General features: G+C 71.7%; 16 protein-coding genes. 5 read left to right on the forward strand and 11 right to left on the reverse strand.

All coding sequences use genetic code 11. The annotated features are described in order from the left end of the window. Positions 1-24 precede the first annotated feature (24 nt). Positions 25-465, reverse strand: a complete 441-nt coding sequence (locus tag G6W55_RS30200) for an Lrp/AsnC family transcriptional regulator (protein ID WP_030785712.1) — start codon at positions 463-465, stop codon at positions 25-27. Positions 466-706: 241 nt separating this feature from the next. Here G6W55_RS30200 and G6W55_RS30205 point away from each other — a divergent pair, with 241 nt between their 5' ends. From G6W55_RS30205 to G6W55_RS30215, 3 genes are all read left to right on the forward strand, one after another. Next, positions 707-1,141 (forward strand): hypothetical protein, encoded by a 435-nt coding sequence (locus G6W55_RS30205; protein WP_175523933.1) that lies wholly within the window; start codon positions 707-709, stop codon positions 1,139-1,141. 210 nt (positions 1,142-1,351) lie between these two features. Next, on the forward strand, positions 1,352-1,672 hold the full coding sequence (locus tag G6W55_RS38385; RefSeq protein WP_205073896.1) for a hypothetical protein: 321 nt from the start codon (positions 1,352-1,354) through the stop codon (positions 1,670-1,672). A gap of 131 nt (positions 1,673-1,803) precedes the next feature. Next, complete coding sequence (locus tag G6W55_RS30215; RefSeq protein ID WP_175523934.1) at positions 1,804-3,057, forward strand: glycoside hydrolase family 18 protein; 1,254 nt, start codon at positions 1,804-1,806, stop codon at positions 3,055-3,057. Between the two features lie 86 nt (positions 3,058-3,143). On the opposite strand, the gene G6W55_RS30220 is transcribed toward G6W55_RS30215, so the two are convergent. From G6W55_RS30220 to G6W55_RS30230, 3 genes are all read right to left on the reverse strand, one after another. After that, complete coding sequence (locus tag G6W55_RS30220) at positions 3,144-3,803, reverse strand: TetR/AcrR family transcriptional regulator (RefSeq protein WP_175523935.1); 660 nt, start codon at positions 3,801-3,803, stop codon at positions 3,144-3,146. Positions 3,804-3,910: 107 nt separating this feature from the next. Then, a complete protein-coding gene (locus tag G6W55_RS30225; RefSeq protein WP_107419043.1) occupies positions 3,911-4,051 on the reverse strand; it encodes an SCO1431 family membrane protein in 141 nt (46 codons plus the stop codon). Positions 4,052-4,158: 107 nt separating this feature from the next. Next, positions 4,159-5,514, reverse strand: coding sequence for a peptidase C39 family protein (locus G6W55_RS30230; RefSeq protein WP_175523936.1), 1,356 nt, complete (start codon positions 5,512-5,514; stop codon positions 4,159-4,161). A gap of 247 nt (positions 5,515-5,761) precedes the next feature. On the opposite strand from G6W55_RS30230, the gene G6W55_RS30235 reads away from it, so the two are divergent. Both G6W55_RS30235 and G6W55_RS30240 read left to right on the forward strand, forming a co-directional pair. Beyond that, positions 5,762-6,382, forward strand: a complete 621-nt coding sequence (locus tag G6W55_RS30235) for a uridine kinase (protein WP_175523946.1) — start codon at positions 5,762-5,764, stop codon at positions 6,380-6,382. A gap of 431 nt (positions 6,383-6,813) precedes the next feature. Beyond that, on the forward strand, positions 6,814-8,679 hold the full coding sequence (locus tag G6W55_RS30240) for an AAA family ATPase (RefSeq protein WP_175523937.1): 1,866 nt from the start codon (positions 6,814-6,816) through the stop codon (positions 8,677-8,679). A gap of 78 nt (positions 8,680-8,757) precedes the next feature. Here the strand turns inward: G6W55_RS30240 and G6W55_RS30245 are convergent, their stop codons facing one another. The 7 genes from G6W55_RS30245 to ribA all read right to left on the reverse strand — a co-directional run. Next, positions 8,758-9,843 carry a hemolysin family protein gene (locus G6W55_RS30245; RefSeq protein ID WP_175523938.1) on the reverse strand — a complete coding sequence of 362 codons (1,086 nt, stop codon included), beginning with the start codon at positions 9,841-9,843 and terminating at the stop codon, positions 8,758-8,760. Beyond that, positions 9,840-11,165: a hemolysin family protein gene (locus G6W55_RS30250; RefSeq protein ID WP_175523939.1), complete on the reverse strand. Its 1,326-nt coding sequence runs from the start codon at positions 11,163-11,165 to the stop codon at positions 9,840-9,842. Before G6W55_RS30250 ends, G6W55_RS30245 begins: the two co-directional genes overlap by 4 nt. A 201-nt stretch (positions 11,166-11,366) precedes the next feature. Continuing rightward, positions 11,367-11,855 carry a PH domain-containing protein gene (locus G6W55_RS30255; protein ID WP_175523947.1) on the reverse strand — a complete coding sequence of 163 codons (489 nt, stop codon included), beginning with the start codon at positions 11,853-11,855 and terminating at the stop codon, positions 11,367-11,369. A 22-nt stretch (positions 11,856-11,877) separates the two neighbouring features. Further along, positions 11,878-12,735, reverse strand: coding sequence for an ATP phosphoribosyltransferase (gene hisG / locus G6W55_RS30260; protein WP_175523940.1), 858 nt, complete (start codon positions 12,733-12,735; stop codon positions 11,878-11,880). 58 nt (positions 12,736-12,793) lie between these two features. Continuing rightward, positions 12,794-13,066 (reverse strand): phosphoribosyl-ATP diphosphatase, encoded by a 273-nt coding sequence (locus tag G6W55_RS30265; RefSeq protein WP_085208505.1) that lies wholly within the window; start codon positions 13,064-13,066, stop codon positions 12,794-12,796. 34 nt (positions 13,067-13,100) lie between these two features. Then, positions 13,101-13,586 carry a 6,7-dimethyl-8-ribityllumazine synthase gene (gene ribH / locus G6W55_RS30270; protein WP_175523941.1) on the reverse strand — a complete coding sequence of 162 codons (486 nt, stop codon included), beginning with the start codon at positions 13,584-13,586 and terminating at the stop codon, positions 13,101-13,103. A 27-nt stretch (positions 13,587-13,613) separates the two neighbouring features. After that, positions 13,614-14,307: GTP cyclohydrolase II (gene ribA, locus G6W55_RS30275; protein ID WP_175523942.1), on the reverse strand; the 694-nt coding region annotated here is incomplete at its 5' end.

A 14,307-nucleotide genomic window follows, 5' to 3' on the forward strand; every position in this document is an offset into this window, starting at 1 on the left:
GGCCCGCCCGGCACACGGACCCCCTCAGATGCGCGGCGGCCGTGCCTCGTACGGCGTGGACAGCGCGACCGTCGTACGCGTCGACACGCCCGCCAGGGCGCGCAGCCGGCCGAGCAGCTCCTCCAGCTCGTGCGGGGTGGCCACCCGGACCTTGAGGATGTAGTTCTCGTCGCCGGCGACGCTGTGGCACGCCTCGATCTCCGGCACCCCGGCGAGCCGGTCGGCGATGTCGTCGGGGGCGCTGGGGTCGAACGGTTTCACCGAGATGAAGGCGGTCAGGGGCAGCCCGACGGCCTCCGGGTCGACGACGGCCGCGTAGCCGCGGATGACGCCGCGCTGTTCCAGCCGGCGCACCCGCTGGTGCACGGCCGACGTGGACAGGCCCGTGGCCTTGCCCAGATCGGTGTAACTCATCCGCCCGTCCTTGACGAGCAGCTGCACGATTTGTCGGTCCAGCTCCTCCATGACGGATGAACCTACAGTGCGGCCGATCTCCGCGTATACCTATGCAGCGCAGGTCATAGCCGGTTTGTGATGTGACGAGGGCGGACGGCCGCCGGGCATCTGCGGTTGGCATGTGACGAACGCCACAGACTTAGTTGAAGGTACGTGATGTCCTCGCGATTACCGCCGAGACGGGCTGGGAAGTGCTTGCTGTGGTCGAGGCCGCAGTGCCCGAACGGCCCAGCCCGAGGGGGAGAAACCCATGCAGAGTCTTAAGCGCCCTGGTCGCACCGCGCCCAAGCGGCACATGTCCGTGGTCGAGCCCGAGCCGGAGGGCGTCGAACCCGAGTACGACGCCGACGAACTCGACGCGTACGACAGCTTCGAGATGTACCGGGTGATCTGCCCGGACTGCGCACAGCCCATCGCGCTCCTGGCGGACGAGGAGATCCTGCCGGAGCACGCGCTGTGCGCCTCGCCGTGGAACCCGTTCGGTCTCACGGTCTGCCCCGGCACCGGGCGCACCGCGGCCGAGGCCCGGCCCGCCGACGAGTCCGTCGCACCCCAGGAGCAGGCCACCGCGGTGCTGCTGACACTGCCTCAGGGACTCGACTGGCGCACCCAGCCCTTCTCGCACGTCGGCGGCCCGGGCTCGCGCCCGATGCGCGTACCGGCGATGCGCCGCCACGCCGCCTGAGGCCGGCCCACCCCGACTTCGCCGCCGTCCCGCGCCCCGGCCGCCCGCAGGCCGCCGTGGTGCGGGACACGTGCGCCCGGATCCGTCCGGGCGGCCCGCGCTTCGGGCGAACGGCGGGACTTTCGCAACACGCCCTGCGCACCACACCCCGAACGCACCTCCGACGGTCCGAGCCGTGACCTGCGGTCGGGCACCGGCGTTTGCCCCGGTATGACCCCGACGTACACCGCGACGGCGGCACGGCACCGGCAGCTCTTCGTCCCCGTGCGCCCGGAGGCGGCGCTCCGCCCGGAGGCAGCGCGCCCCGAGGCTGCGCCGCGTCCGGAGGCGCCGCGCGCAGAATCGGTTCCGCTGGCGCCGCCGGTCCCCCAGGACCCGCCCATCTACCGCGCCCTCCAACACACTTGGGCCGAACGGGGCCGCACCCTGCCCGGGCGTCCCGACCCGGAGTGGGTACGGCTCGTGGCACCCCAGGTGCGGCCGGGGCAGTTCGGCGGAACGGCGGACCCGCTGGCGGGCGACGCGCACTGAGCCCGGCCCCGGATTGGTCCGAACCATTGACCCGGGTGGTCTAGTCCTCCTACCGTTTCGGACCGACGCCTCCCCGCGTTCATGCCAATCGGCGTGCGATCGCCTCCCTGTCCCCTGCGAGGAGACACCCGATGCACACCCCGATCCGCCCCCGCACCCGGCTGCGCGCCTTACTCTCGGCCGCCTGCTGCGCCGCGCTCGGCGCGGCCCTGCTCGCCGGTGCGGGCACCGCCACGGCGAACGAGCCCGCGCACGGCACGTCCCACGGCACGTCCCACGCCAACCGGTCCAAGGTCGTGGGCTACTTCACCGACTGGGGCATCTACGACCGCCAGTACTTCGTCAAGAACATCGAGACCTCCGGCTCCGCCGCCCGGCTCACCCACATCAACTACGCCTTCGGCAACGTCACCGACGGCAAGTGCGCCCTCGGCGACGCCTGGGCCGACACCGACAAGCCGTTCAGTGCCGCGGAGTCCGTGGACGGCGTCGCCGACACCGCGGACCAGCCGCTCGCCGGCAACTTCAACCAACTCCGCAAGCTGAAGAGGCTGCACCCGGATCTCAAGGTCATCTGGTCGTTCGGCGGCTGGAGTTGGTCCGGCGGCTTCGGCCAGGCGGCCGAGGACCCGGCGGCCTTCGCCAAGTCCTGCCACGACCTGGTCGAGGACCCCCGCTGGGCGGACGTCTTCGACGGCATCGACCTCGACTGGGAGTACCCCAACGCCTGCGGCATGACCTGCGACACCAGCGGTCGGGAGTCCTACCGGGACCTGATGAAGGCGGTGCGCGCCGCCTTCGGGAAGCGGGACCTGGTGACGGCCGCGATCACCGCGGACGCCTCCCCCGGCGGCCGGATCGACGCGGCGGACTACGCGGGCGCCGCCCGGTACGTCGACTGGTACAACCCCATGACGTACGACTACTTCGGCACCTGGGCGGCCACCGGACCGACGGCGCCCCACTCCCCGCTGACCTCTTACCGAGGCATCCCGCAGCAGGGCAACGACAGCGCGACCACGATCGCCAAGCTCAGGAGCCTGGGCATCCCCGCGCACAAACTGCTGCTGGGCATCGGCTTCTACGGGCGCGGCTGGACCGGTGTCACCCAGGCGAAGCCGGGCGGGACGGCCACCGGGCCGGCACCGGGCACGTACGAGGCGGGCAGCGAGGACTACAAGGTCCTCAAGGCGAAGTGCCCGGCGACCGGGACCGTCGGCGGCACGGCCTACGCCAAGTGCGGCCAGGAATGGTGGAGTTACGACACCCCGAGGACCATCAAGGACAAGATGCGCTACAAGGACCGCCAGGGCCTCGGCGGGACCTTCTTCTGGGAGCTGAGCGGGGACACCGCGAACGGTGAGCTGATCCGAGCGATCAAGTAGCCCGGCTCATGGGGCACTTGGGGCGGGAGACCACGAGCTTCCGCCCCAAGTGCCGTACTCGGACGCCGTGCCCAGGCGTCCCGTGCTCAGGCTTCCCGGCGGGCCGGCTCGGGGGCCGTGAAGGCCGGCTCCATCTCCTCGATGGCGCGCAGGGTGCCGCCCAGCGTCTTCACCAGCAGATCGCACATGGCGGCGCGGGAGAGTTCGGGACGGTCGATCCACTCCAGGGTGGCCCCCTCCACGCTGCACACCCAGGCCAGCAGGCCCATCCTGGGCAGTGCGGGGATGTCGCCTCGCCCGTAGGCGCCCTCGGCGATGGTCGCCACGATCGCCGCGCGCACCCCGTCCCGGACGGCGTGCACCTCGGTGTCGAAGCCGACGCCGCCGCTCACGATCGTGCGGAAGGCGGCCTGGTTGTGCTCGGCGTAGCGCAGATAGCCGTCGATCGTGCGCTGCACCCGGTCCACCGGGGACAGGTCGACACCGCTCGCGGCGAAGGAGACCAGGTCCGCGACCGAGTCCTGCACGATCGCCAGGTAATAGCCGCGCTTGGACTGGAAGTAGTAGTAGATCAGCCCCTTGGCGACATGCGCCTGACGCGCGATGTCGTCCATCGAGAGCGCGTCGTAGGACGTGTCGGCGAACAACCTGCGCCCGATGGCGATGAGTTCGGCACGGCGCGCGAGCGAACGCTCGGTTCCGCGCGCCCGGGGCCGTGCGGCGTCGCGCTGTTGGCTGATTTTCACTGTCGACCCGGTCTCCAACGGTCGGTGGGACGACGTCAGTATGTCAGGTCGAACCGGGCATCAGGTCACATCGGTCATACCGCGGACGGCAGGGGTGCGATCGCCCGTCAGAGCAGCCCGAGCTGGGTCACCAGCATCGCGACGACCACGACGAGGACCCAGCCCATCACGTGCTCGACGACCTTCGGACCGTCGTCACCGGGGCCGCCGGTGCGGGTGCGGACGGGGGTGGCTGCGTGTGCGGTCATGGTGGCTCACCGAGGTAGGACGGGCTGATTCCGGTCTGTCCACCTTGCCACCGTTCACGGGCTTTGCGGCCGAGAGCTTGCTCACACGCCGCACCCCCGCACGCGGTTCAGGCGCTCACGCCCACCGCGGCCAGCGCCGCGCGCTGCCGGGCCGTCGGGCGGGCCGGGAAGTAGAGGTAGCAGACTCCCCCGGTCCCGGAGGCCACCGCGCCGCTCGCGTTGTACCGCTTGGTGCGCAGCCAGACGTTCTCGAACTCCCGCCGCCGGTACACGCGCCGCACCGCCGCGTCGTCCGCCGCGTTGGGGTCGTTGGCGATCACATCGCCGGCGGCGGTGAAGCCGATCACGGTCATCAGGTGCCCGGCCGTGCCGTACCCCGCGCCGGTCAGCTCCTCCTTGAGGAAGGACTGCGAGGTCATGGCGGGGATCCCGGCGGCGATCAGGGTCTCCAGTTCGGTGAGGGAGGCGAGCCGGGTCACCACGCCCTGGAGGTCCTTGAAGGTGGCCGCGTAGGCCGCGTTGAACGGCCAGTTGCCGCAGCCGCCGTACTGGTGGTCGTAGGTGTGGCGGGCCGCGTGGCACACCTGCGGGTCGGAGTAGGACGGGTCGACCCACGCCAGTTGCGCGGGGGTGAGCCGGCCGCCCCAGTACTCGACGATCATCTGCGAGGAGGTGGGGCTGCACCACGCCTCGCCCCCGTTGTCGTACTCGGGATAGCGGCCCTTGTGGATCTCCTGCGAGTAGCGCGGCACCGCCAGCTCCCGCGCGAGGCCGGGCACCGAGGCGGGGACGGTGAAGCGGTCCGGGATGTCCGAGCCGGTGACGCCGGCCCGCCACACGGTCGGGGTGAGCGCGGTGCCGGGGCGGCGGTGCAGGGTCAGCCGCAGTCGGTACGACACCAGGAGCGGGCCCTTCGAGGCGTCGTCGAGAGCGAGGGTGTCCGTCCAGACCGTGCTGCGGCCGTCGCGCTGGCCGTCGACGGAGGTCCGCTTGATGTCCTGGTCGCCGGCGGCCCAGCGGCCCATCACGTACCAGGGGGTGTCCGTGCCGTCGGAGTAGCCGGCCTTCAGCTCGATCTGGAGCCAGGTGCCGGCCGGGGTGCTCGCGTTCCAGAAGGCGATGGCCTCGGTGGCGGGGACGGCGAACCGGTGGACGGGGGACGTCCAGGTCGCGTACTCCCAGGTCGCGGTCCTCGACGTGTGCGGGTCGGTGTGGTCGAGGGTGCCGAGCGGGGCGTCGAGGACCAGCCCCGGCCGGACGCCCGCGACGGCGCGGGTGCCGCGGGCGGTTCCGGTGCTCCAGTCGCCGTGCGTGAGCCAGGAACGGGTGTCGATCGGGCGGGCGGGGGCGGCGCCGGCCGCGGTGGCGGGTGCGGCCGTGCTGCCGGTCACCGTGGCGGTGACCGTGCCGGCGAGCGCGGCGCCGAGGAGGGTTCGGCGGGACGGCTGTTCCGGCATGTGCATGGCGGTGCCCCCTGAGGGTTCGGCGGGTGACTGTGTCGGCTGTCCGACCACCGGCCACTATGGACGTGCGGGTCGGGCATCGCCAGCATCCGGGGGGTGGGGTGGGACGTCGTGTCGTGTCTGCCGCGCCGTCGTGGCCGGTCGCGCAGTTCCCCGCGCCCCTGAGGGGATGCACCTGGCCGGAACGACATTGATCGGTCGGCCCGCATAAGCTGGCACGCACCCTCCGCCGACCCTTGGACCCGTCATCGACCCGCTCGTCTCCTGGATCCGCCGGCTCCCCCCGTCCTGTGGGCCCGTGCGGCTGGTCGGGGTCGACGGGTATGCCGGGTCGGGGAAGTCCACGTTCGCCGGGCGGCTGGCCGAGGCCCTCGGCGGGGCGCCGGTGCTGCATCTCGACGACGTCGCCAGCCACGACGAGCTGTTCGGCTGGACCGGCCGGCTGTTCGCCGAGGTGATCGAGCCCTTCGGCCGGGGCGCCACCGCGCACCCCGCGCCCTACGACTGGCGCGAGCGCCGCTTCGGACCGCCCCGCGCGCTGCCCCCGGACCCCGTCGTGCTGATCGAGGGCGTCGGTGCCGGACGCCGGGCGCTGCGGCCGTTCCTGGCGGGTCTGCTGTGGCTCGATCTGCCGCGCGAGACGGCCTGGGCGCGCGGTCGGGCACGGGACGGCGAGGAGCAGCGGGCGTTCTGGGACGGGTGGGTCCGAGCCGAGGAGAACCACTTCGACGAGGACCCGTCAAAACCGTACGCCGACTTCCTGGTACGGCAGTTGGGGACGGGGTACGAGGTGCTGGCGGGGCGCTCGGGAGACTCCGGCACCCGGTGGATCGTCACCCACCGTGAAGGACCACCCGCAATGTGGTGAACCTGTGAAGGCGCCTGCGCTCGAACTTCGCCAACTGCCTCAACTGTGCTTGACCGAGGGCCCGTACAGGACTTACGTTTCCAATGTGCGGCACATCGCAGCCGCCCTCAGTCGCGAAGCCCCCGGTTGTTCCCCCGTGATCGGGGGCTTCGTTCTGCCCGGGGCCCGTCTCCCGGCCGCCGCGCGCGCCGATCCGCTCACCCTGGGTCACCGTTCCCGTGTGCGCCCCGTGTGCTCCCACCTCGTCGAACGACCTGTCCGGCACCCTTCGGCGGGCACCTTCCCGCAGGTACGATGCCCTCGGTGCGACCTGTGAGAACTGCTGCGCGCACCTTGCAACTCCGGTCAGCGGCACAGCGGTTCGACCTAGGACAGCCGGCGGCCAGTGGCCCGCCGGGCGACCGACGGGGGCACGGTTCGTGGGGGACGTGATGGACTTCGGCACGCGAGGCCCCGAGGCACCGGCCGACCTCGCCTGGCTCCGAGGCGTGGACGCCTACACCATGGGCGCGTATCCACAGGCCGAGGAGGAGTTCCGCACCGCGGTGCGGATCGATCCCGGGATGGCCGACGGCTGGCTCGGGCTGCACGCCCTGCGGGTGGACACGACGACCGCGCTGCTGCGGATGTTCCGGCACCGCGAACGCTTCGGCGAACAGCGCGCCCGGCACCGGCGGCCGCTCAACTCCTGGTACTGGCTGGGCTGGTGGGTGCAGCCCGTGCTGGAGAGCCCGCGCGATCTGCTGCTGGCGCACGCCTCGCACTGGCTGGACGGCCGCCATGTGCCCGAGCTGGACCGGGCGTTGGCCGGGCTGCCACCCGTGGACACCGATCACCAGGTCCGCTTCCTGCACGCCTGCCGGGCGTATCTGGTCAAGGACTGGGAGCAGTTGGTCCGGCACACCGACCCGCTGCTCGGCGACGCGCTGCTGGGCATCGAGGCCGGTCTGTTCGGCGGGATGGCCCGGGTCCGGCTGGAGATGTACGGGCAGGCCGAGCCGATGCTGTCGACGGCCCTGATGCGCTGCCGCAGCGAGCAGCCGCAGCGCAAGGAACTGCGCTACTGGCTGGCCCGCGCCCATGAGGGCACCGGCCGTTCGGCGGCCGCGCTGCCGCTGTACCGGGCGGTGCACCGCGTGGACCCCGCCTTCATGGACACCTCGGCCCGGCTGGCCGCGATCGCCGAGGGCGACGGGTACGACGATCACGCCGACCTCGCGGCGATCACGCTCGCCGGGATCGGACAGGACAGCGTGGACGGGCCGGACGGCTTCGATCCGCTGTTCGGCACCGAGGGCAGGGAGCTGAAGCTGACCGAGCCGGCCGATCTGCCGCCGGTCGGCCCGCTGCCGTCGGTGTCCGACCCGGTGGTGCGCGAGAAGCCGCTCGTGCCCTCGTCGCTGCCCGCCGGTCCGACCGACCCCGTCTTACTCGAGGAGGCGCTCGCCGAGCTGGAGCGCATGGTGGGTCTGGAACCGGTGAAACGCCAGGTCAAGGCCCTGTCGGCACAGTTGAACATGGCCCGGCTGCGGGCCGGGCAGGGCCTTCCGGTCCAGCCGCCCAAACGGCACTTCGTCTTCTCCGGTCCGTCCGGCACCGGCAAGACCACGGTGGCCCGCATCCTGGGCCGGGTCTTCTACGCCCTCGGCCTCCTCGGCGGCGACCATCTGGTGGAGGCCCAGCGGGCCGACCTGGTCGGCGAGTACCTCGGCCAGACGGCGGTCAAGGCCAATGAACTCATCGACTCGGCCCTCGGCGGCGTCCTCTTCGTCGACGAGGCGTACTCGCTGTCCAACTCCGGCTACGGCAAGGGCGACGCGTACGGCGACGAGGCGTTGCAGGTGCTGCTGAAGCGGGCCGAGGACAACCGGGACCACCTGGTGGTGATCCTGGCCGGCTATCCGGAGGGCATGGACCGGCTGCTGGCCGCGAACCCCGGGCTCTCCTCGCGCTTCACGACGCGCGTCGACTTCCCCTCGTACCGTCCGCTGGAACTCACCTCCATCGGCGAGGTGCTGGCCGCGGAGAACGGCGACGTGTGGGACGAGGAGGCGCTCGACGAGCTGCGCTCGATCGCCGGGCATGTGGTGGACCAGGGGTGGATCGACGAGCTGGGCAACGGACGGTTCCTGCGCACCCTGTACGAGAAGAGCTGCGCCTACCGCGATCTGCGGCTGTCGACCTATCCGGGGACGCTCACCAGGGACGATCTGGCGACGCTGCGGCTGCCGGACCTGATGCAGGCGTACGGCGAGGTGCTGTCGGGTCGGGGACCCCAGGACCCGTCGCCCATGTGAGACGGGCGAGGTGAGACGACGGGGTGAGACACCCGGCCGTCGCGGGCGGGCGGAGGGTCTCCGCCCGCCCGCGACGGCTCAGGTGGCCAGGGCCTGTTCCGGGGTGCCCGTGGCTCTCGGTTCCCTCATCCGGACCTCCGGGACCGCCCGGTGCGCCGGGTCGGTGACCTCCCCGACCAGCAGCTCCAGGACGTCCTCCAGGGCGACCAGCCCCAGCACCCGGCCGGAGGCGTCCGCGACCTGCGCCAGATGGGTCGCCGCCCGGCGCATCACCGTGAGCGCGTCGTCCAGCGGGAGTTCCGGGCGCAGGGTGGTCATCGGACGCCACACCTGCTGCGGCACCGCCCGCTCGGAGTCCTCCAGGTCGAGGACGTCCTTCACATGGAGATAGCCCATGAAGGCGCCGGTCTCCGCGGCGATCGGGAACCGGGAGTAGCCGGTGCGGGCGGTCAGCTCCACGATCTCGCCCGGGGTGACCGACGGGCCGACGGTCACCAGCGACTCCCTCCGCAGCAGGACGTCCGTCACCGGGCGTGAGCCCAGTTCCAGCGCGTCCTCCAGGCGCTCCTGCTCCTCGGGGCCGAGGAGGCCGGCCTGTCCGGAGTCCTCCAGCAGACGGTTGAGCTGCTCGCTGGTGACGACGGCCTCCACCTCGTCCTTCGGCTCGACGTGGAAGAGCCGCAGGATGGCCCCGGCGCAGGCGCCGAGCGCGACGGTGATCGGCCGGCAGAGCCGGGCGAAGGCGACCAGACCGGGGCCGAGCCACAGCGCGGCCTTCTCCGGGGCCGCCATGGCGAGGTTCTTCGGGACCATCTCGCCGATCACGAGATGGAAGAAGACCACGGCGGCGAGCGCGATGACATAGCCCAGCGGATGGACCATGCCGTGCGGGATGTGCATCGACTCGAAGACCGGCTCCAGCAGATGCGCCACCGTCGGTTCGGCGACCGCGCCCAGGGTGAGGGAACAGACGGTGATGCCGAACTGGGCGGCGGCCATCATCTGCGGCAGCCGCTCCAGACCGTGCAGGACCTGACGGGCCCGCACGGTGCCCAGCGGTTCGATCTGGCTGCGGCGGACGGAGACGAGCGCGAACTCGGCGCCGACGAAGAAGCCGTTGGCGAGGACGAGCAGGCCGGCGAAGACCAGTTGGAGGAGGCTCATCGGGCGACCTCCACGACCGCGCCGGTCCGCACCAGGCGGATCCGCTCCGCCCGGTAGTGGCCGACCCGGCGCACCGAGAGCCGCCAGCCGGGCAGTTCGGCACGGTCGCCGACGGCCGGGATCCGGCCGAGCAGGTCGGCGACGAGGCCGGCGACCGTCTCGTAGGGGCCCTCGGGGACGTGCAGTCCTATCCGCTGGAGGGTGTCGACGCGGCAACTGCCGTCGACGTCCCAGGCGGGGCGGCCCTCCTCGGGCGGGGCGGCGGCCAGTTCGGGGATGTCCTGGCCGTCGTGCTCGTCGCGGACCTCGCCGACGATCTCCTCGACGATGTCCTCCAGGGTGACCACCCCGGCCGTACCGCCGTACTCGTCGACGACGACGGCGATGGGCTGCTCGCTGCGCAGCCGGGACAGCAGGGGCTGGACCGGCAGGGTCTCGGGGACCTGGAGGGCGGGGCGGGCGATCCGGGAGACGGGGGTGCGCAGCCGGTCGTGGACCGGGACCGCGAGGGCGTCCTTGAGATGGGCCATGCCGATGATCTCGTCGATCTTGTCGCGGTAGACGGGGAAGCGGGACAGGCCGGTGGCGCGGGTCAGGTTGACCACGTCCTCGGCGGTGGCCGACGCCTGGAGGGCGCTGACCTTCACACGCGGGGTCATGACGTGCTGCGCGGTCAGCTCGGCCAGGGACAGGGTGCGGACGAAGAGATCGGCCGTGTCCTGTTCGAGGGCGCCGGCCTGGGCCGAATGGCGGGCCAGGGAGACGAGTTCACCGGGGGTTCGGGCGGACGCCAGCTCCTCGGTGGGCTCCACGCCCAGGGCGCGCACCAGCCGGTTGGCGACCGTGTTCAGGGCGGCGATGACCGGCCGGAACAGACGGGAGAAGGCGTGCTGCGGACCGGCCACGAACCGGGCGACCTGGAGGGGCCTGGACACCGCCCAGTTCTTCGGCACCAGTTCGCCGACCACCATCTGGACGGCGGAGGCGAGCAGCATGCCGACGACCACGGCGACACCGCCGACGGCCCCCTCGGGGATGCCGACGGCCGTGAACGGGCCGCGCAGCAATGCGGCGAGGGCGGGTTCGGCGAGCATGCCGACGACCAGGGAGGTGATGGTGATGCCGAGCTGGGTGCCGGAGAGCTGGAAGGACAGCTCCTTCAGCGACTCCACGACCGTACGGGCGCGGCGGTCGCCTTCGGCGGCGGCCTTCTCGGCGTCCGGGCGGTCGACCGTGACGAGGCCGAACTCGGCGGCCACGAAGAAGCCGTTGGCCAGGATGAGCAGGAACGCGGCTGCCAGGAGCAGCAGGGGGATGGTCATGATGCCGCCGCCTCCGCAGGGAAGGGGGCGGCGCAGGTACTACAGGACGAACCGTCCATCGCCGGAGAGGGTCACTCCTCGGGTAGCAGGAACCCCCGTGCGCCCGGCTGGGCGCGACAGGGGTGGAGGCGGGAAGGGGAACGCCTCCGTCACCAGATTAATCAAGACAGGGGCATGAACGGCAGGGTGGCCGTCCCCGAGTCAGCCCTGATCTTGCTCCGGCCGGCCCTGATCCGGGCCGGGGGCGCTCTCGGGGTCGTGGATCGAGCGGGCCTCGACGAGGGCGCGCAGGGCGCGGGCGTCGGCGATGGCCTGCTTCCTGTCGATGCCGGGCTGGATGCCGAGCGCGGCCAGGCTGGTGCCGTCGCTGAGGTCGAGGAAGACCCAGGCGTCGCCCGTACGGAGGTTCACCCGGAGGATCTCCGCCCAGTCCAGGCGCCGCCGTCCCGCGATGTTCACGACGGTGACGCCGGAGTCGTCGGCGCGGACGCTGACCCGGGCGAACCGGGCCAGCACCCAGAAGATCAGGGCGCCGGTGAGGACGAAGCTGAGCTTCTCGCCCGGGCCGAGCTGCTCCAGGAGCAGGGCGACGGCGGAGATGACGAGGAAGATCACCACTCCGGCCGAGAGCAGCACCGCGCGGGTGCGGCCCGGCCGGAAGGTGACGGGGAGCGTGGGCAGGTCGGACAGGTCTGACATGGTTCCGGGGTTCTCAGAGGCGGCAGGCGTGGATGGCCGTGGTCAGGATGGCCCGGGCGCCGATGTCGTAGAGGTCGTCCATGATGCGCTGGGCCTCCTTGGAGGGGACCATGGCGCGGACGGCGACCCAGCCCTCGTTGTGCAGCGGGGAGACGGTCGGGGACTCCAGGCCGGGGGTGAGGGCGACGGCCTTCTCGAGCTGTTCGACCCGGCAGTCGTAGTCCATCATCACGTAGGTCCGGGCGACCAGGACGCCCTGGAGGCGGCGCAGGAACTGCTGGACCTTGGGTTCGGTGACGTCGTCGGGCTCGGCGCCGGTGCGGCGGATCACGATGGCCTCGGACTTCATGATGGGGTCGCCGAAGACCTCCAGGCCGGCGTTGCGCAGGGAGGTGCCGGTCTCGACGACGTCGGCGATGACCTCGGCGACGCCCAGTTCGATGGCGGTCTCGACGGCGCCGTCCAGGTGGACGACGGAGGCGTCGACGCCCTGCTCGGCGAGGTGCTTGGCGACGATGCCCTCGTAGGAGGTCGCGACGGTGCGGCCCTTGAGGTCCTCGGCGGAGGCGGCCGTGCCGGGCTTGGCGGCGAAGCGGAAGGTGGAGCGGGCGAAGCCGAGCGGGAGGATCTCCTCGGCGTCGGCGCCGGAGTCGATGAGCAGGTCGCGGCCGGTGACGCCGATGTCGAGGCGGCCGGAGGAGACGTAGATCGCGATGTCGCGGGGGCGGAGGTAGAAGAACTCGACCTCGTTCTCCGGGTCGACGATGCGCAGTTCCTTGGACTCGCGGCGCTGCTGGTAGCCGGCCTCATGCAGCATCTCCGCCGCAGGGCCGGACAGGGAACCCTTGTTGGGGACGGCGATGCGCAGCATGAGGTCGGCTTCCTTCGCGTGAAACGTGAAAAAGGGGCGGTCTGTGACAGAAGTGGTTCTACAGGTGGGCGTACACGTCGTCCAGTGAGATTCCGCGGGCGACCATCATCACCTGGACGTGGTAGAGCAGTTGCGAGATCTCCTCGGCGGCTGCTTCCTTGCCCTCGTACTCGGCGGCCATCCATACCTCGGCGGCCTCTTCGACGACCTTCTTGCCGATGGCATGGACGCCCTTCTCGACCAGTTCTGCGGTGCGGGAGGTGGCGGGATCGCCACTGGCGGCCTTCTGCTGGAGCTCGGTGAAGAGCTCCTCGAACGTCTTCTTGGACATGGTGCTGCCCACCCTACGCGCTCGGGCCGGCCCGTCAGTGCCAGGGTTCGGATACTGAACGCAGGGTGGCCGCGGTCGCCACCGCCGCCGTCACCGCCTCGTGTCCCTTGTCCTCGTTGGAGTCCTCCAGACCGGCCCGGTCGAGGGCCTGCTCCTCGGTGTCGCAGGTGAGGACGCCGTTGCTGACGGGGACGCCGGTGTCGACGGAGACCTGGGTGAGGCCCTGGGTGACGCCCTGGCACACGTACTCGAAGTGGGGGGTGCCGCCGCGGATGACGACCCCGAGGGCGACGATCGCGTCGTAGCCGCGGCCGGCCAGCGCCTTGGCGACGACCGGCAGTTCCCAGCTTCCGGGGACCCGGAGCAGGGTCGGCTCGTCGATGCCGAGGTCGTGCAGGGCGCGCAGGGCGCCGTCGACCAGTCCGTCCATCACCTTCTCGTGCCACTGGGCCGCGATGACGGCGACCCGCAGGTCACCCACATTGCGTACGGACAGTTCCGGTGCGCCCTTGCCGCTCACGTCTCTCCTCGGTGCTGTTCTTCGGTCTTACTGGTTGCCGCAGGGGGACACGGGGGCCGCGTCCAGCCAGGGCAGGTCGTGGCCCATCCGGTCCCGCTTGGTGCGCAGGTAGCGGATGTTGTGCTCGCCGGCCTGGACGGGCATCGGTTCGCGGGCGGCGACCTCGATGCCGTGCCGGACGAGCGCCTCGCTCTTCTCGGGGTTGTTGGTCAGCAGGCGGACGCTGCGCACGCCCAGGTCGGCGAGGATCCGCGCGCCGGCGCCGTAGTCGCGGGCGTCGGCGGGCAGGCCCAGCTCCAGGTTGGCGTCCAGGGTGTCGTGGCCCTGTTCCTGGAGTTCGTAGGCGCGCAGCTTGGACAGCAGTCCGATGCCGCGGCCCTCGTGTCCGCGCAGATAGACGACGACGCCCCGGCCCTCGCGCTGGATGCGCTCCAGGGACGCGTCGAGCTGGGGGCCGCAGTCGCAGCGCTGGGAGGCGAAGATGTCGCCGGTGAGGCATTCGGAGTGGAGCCGGACGAGGACGTCCTCGCCGTCGCCGATCTCGCCGTGGACCAGGGCGACGTGCTCGACGCCGTCGACGGTGGAGCGGTAGCCGTAGGCGGTGAAGGTGCCGTGGACGGTGGGCAGCCGGGTCTCGGCCTCGCGGCGGACGGTCGGCTCGGCGTCGCGGCGGTAGGCGATCAGGTCCTCGATGGAGATGATCGTCAGGCCGTGCTTGCGG

The sequence above is a fragment of the Streptomyces sp. CAI-85 genome, assembly GCF_013363615.1.
Classification (GTDB): domain Bacteria; phylum Actinomycetota; class Actinomycetes; order Streptomycetales; family Streptomycetaceae; genus Streptomyces; species Streptomyces antibioticus_B.

What these genes read in the sequence shown, in the direction of transcription:
- G6W55_RS30200 (WP_030785712.1), bottom strand. Translation starts at nt 465, where the DNA reads ATGGAGGAGCTGGACCGACAAATCGTGCAGCTGCTCGTCAAGGACGGG.
- G6W55_RS30205 (WP_175523933.1), top strand. Translation starts at nt 707, where the DNA reads ATGCAGAGTCTTAAGCGCCCTGGTCGCACCGCGCCCAAGCGGCACATG.
- G6W55_RS38385 (WP_205073896.1), top strand. Translation starts at nt 1,352, where the DNA reads ATGACCCCGACGTACACCGCGACGGCGGCACGGCACCGGCAGCTCTTC.
- G6W55_RS30215 (WP_175523934.1), top strand. Translation starts at nt 1,804, where the DNA reads ATGCACACCCCGATCCGCCCCCGCACCCGGCTGCGCGCCTTACTCTCG.
- G6W55_RS30225 (WP_107419043.1), bottom strand. Translation starts at nt 4,051, where the DNA reads ATGACCGCACACGCAGCCACCCCCGTCCGCACCCGCACCGGCGGCCCC.
- G6W55_RS30230 (WP_175523936.1), bottom strand. Translation starts at nt 5,514, where the DNA reads ATGCACATGCCGGAACAGCCGTCCCGCCGAACCCTCCTCGGCGCCGCG.
- G6W55_RS30240 (WP_175523937.1), top strand. Translation starts at nt 6,814, where the DNA reads ATGGACTTCGGCACGCGAGGCCCCGAGGCACCGGCCGACCTCGCCTGG.
- G6W55_RS30245 (WP_175523938.1), bottom strand. Translation starts at nt 9,843, where the DNA reads ATGAGCCTCCTCCAACTGGTCTTCGCCGGCCTGCTCGTCCTCGCCAAC.
- G6W55_RS30250 (WP_175523939.1), bottom strand. Translation starts at nt 11,165, where the DNA reads ATGACCATCCCCCTGCTGCTCCTGGCAGCCGCGTTCCTGCTCATCCTG.
- hisG (WP_175523940.1), bottom strand. Translation starts at nt 12,735, where the DNA reads ATGCTGCGCATCGCCGTCCCCAACAAGGGTTCCCTGTCCGGCCCTGCG.
- G6W55_RS30265 (WP_085208505.1), bottom strand. Translation starts at nt 13,066, where the DNA reads ATGTCCAAGAAGACGTTCGAGGAGCTCTTCACCGAGCTCCAGCAGAAG.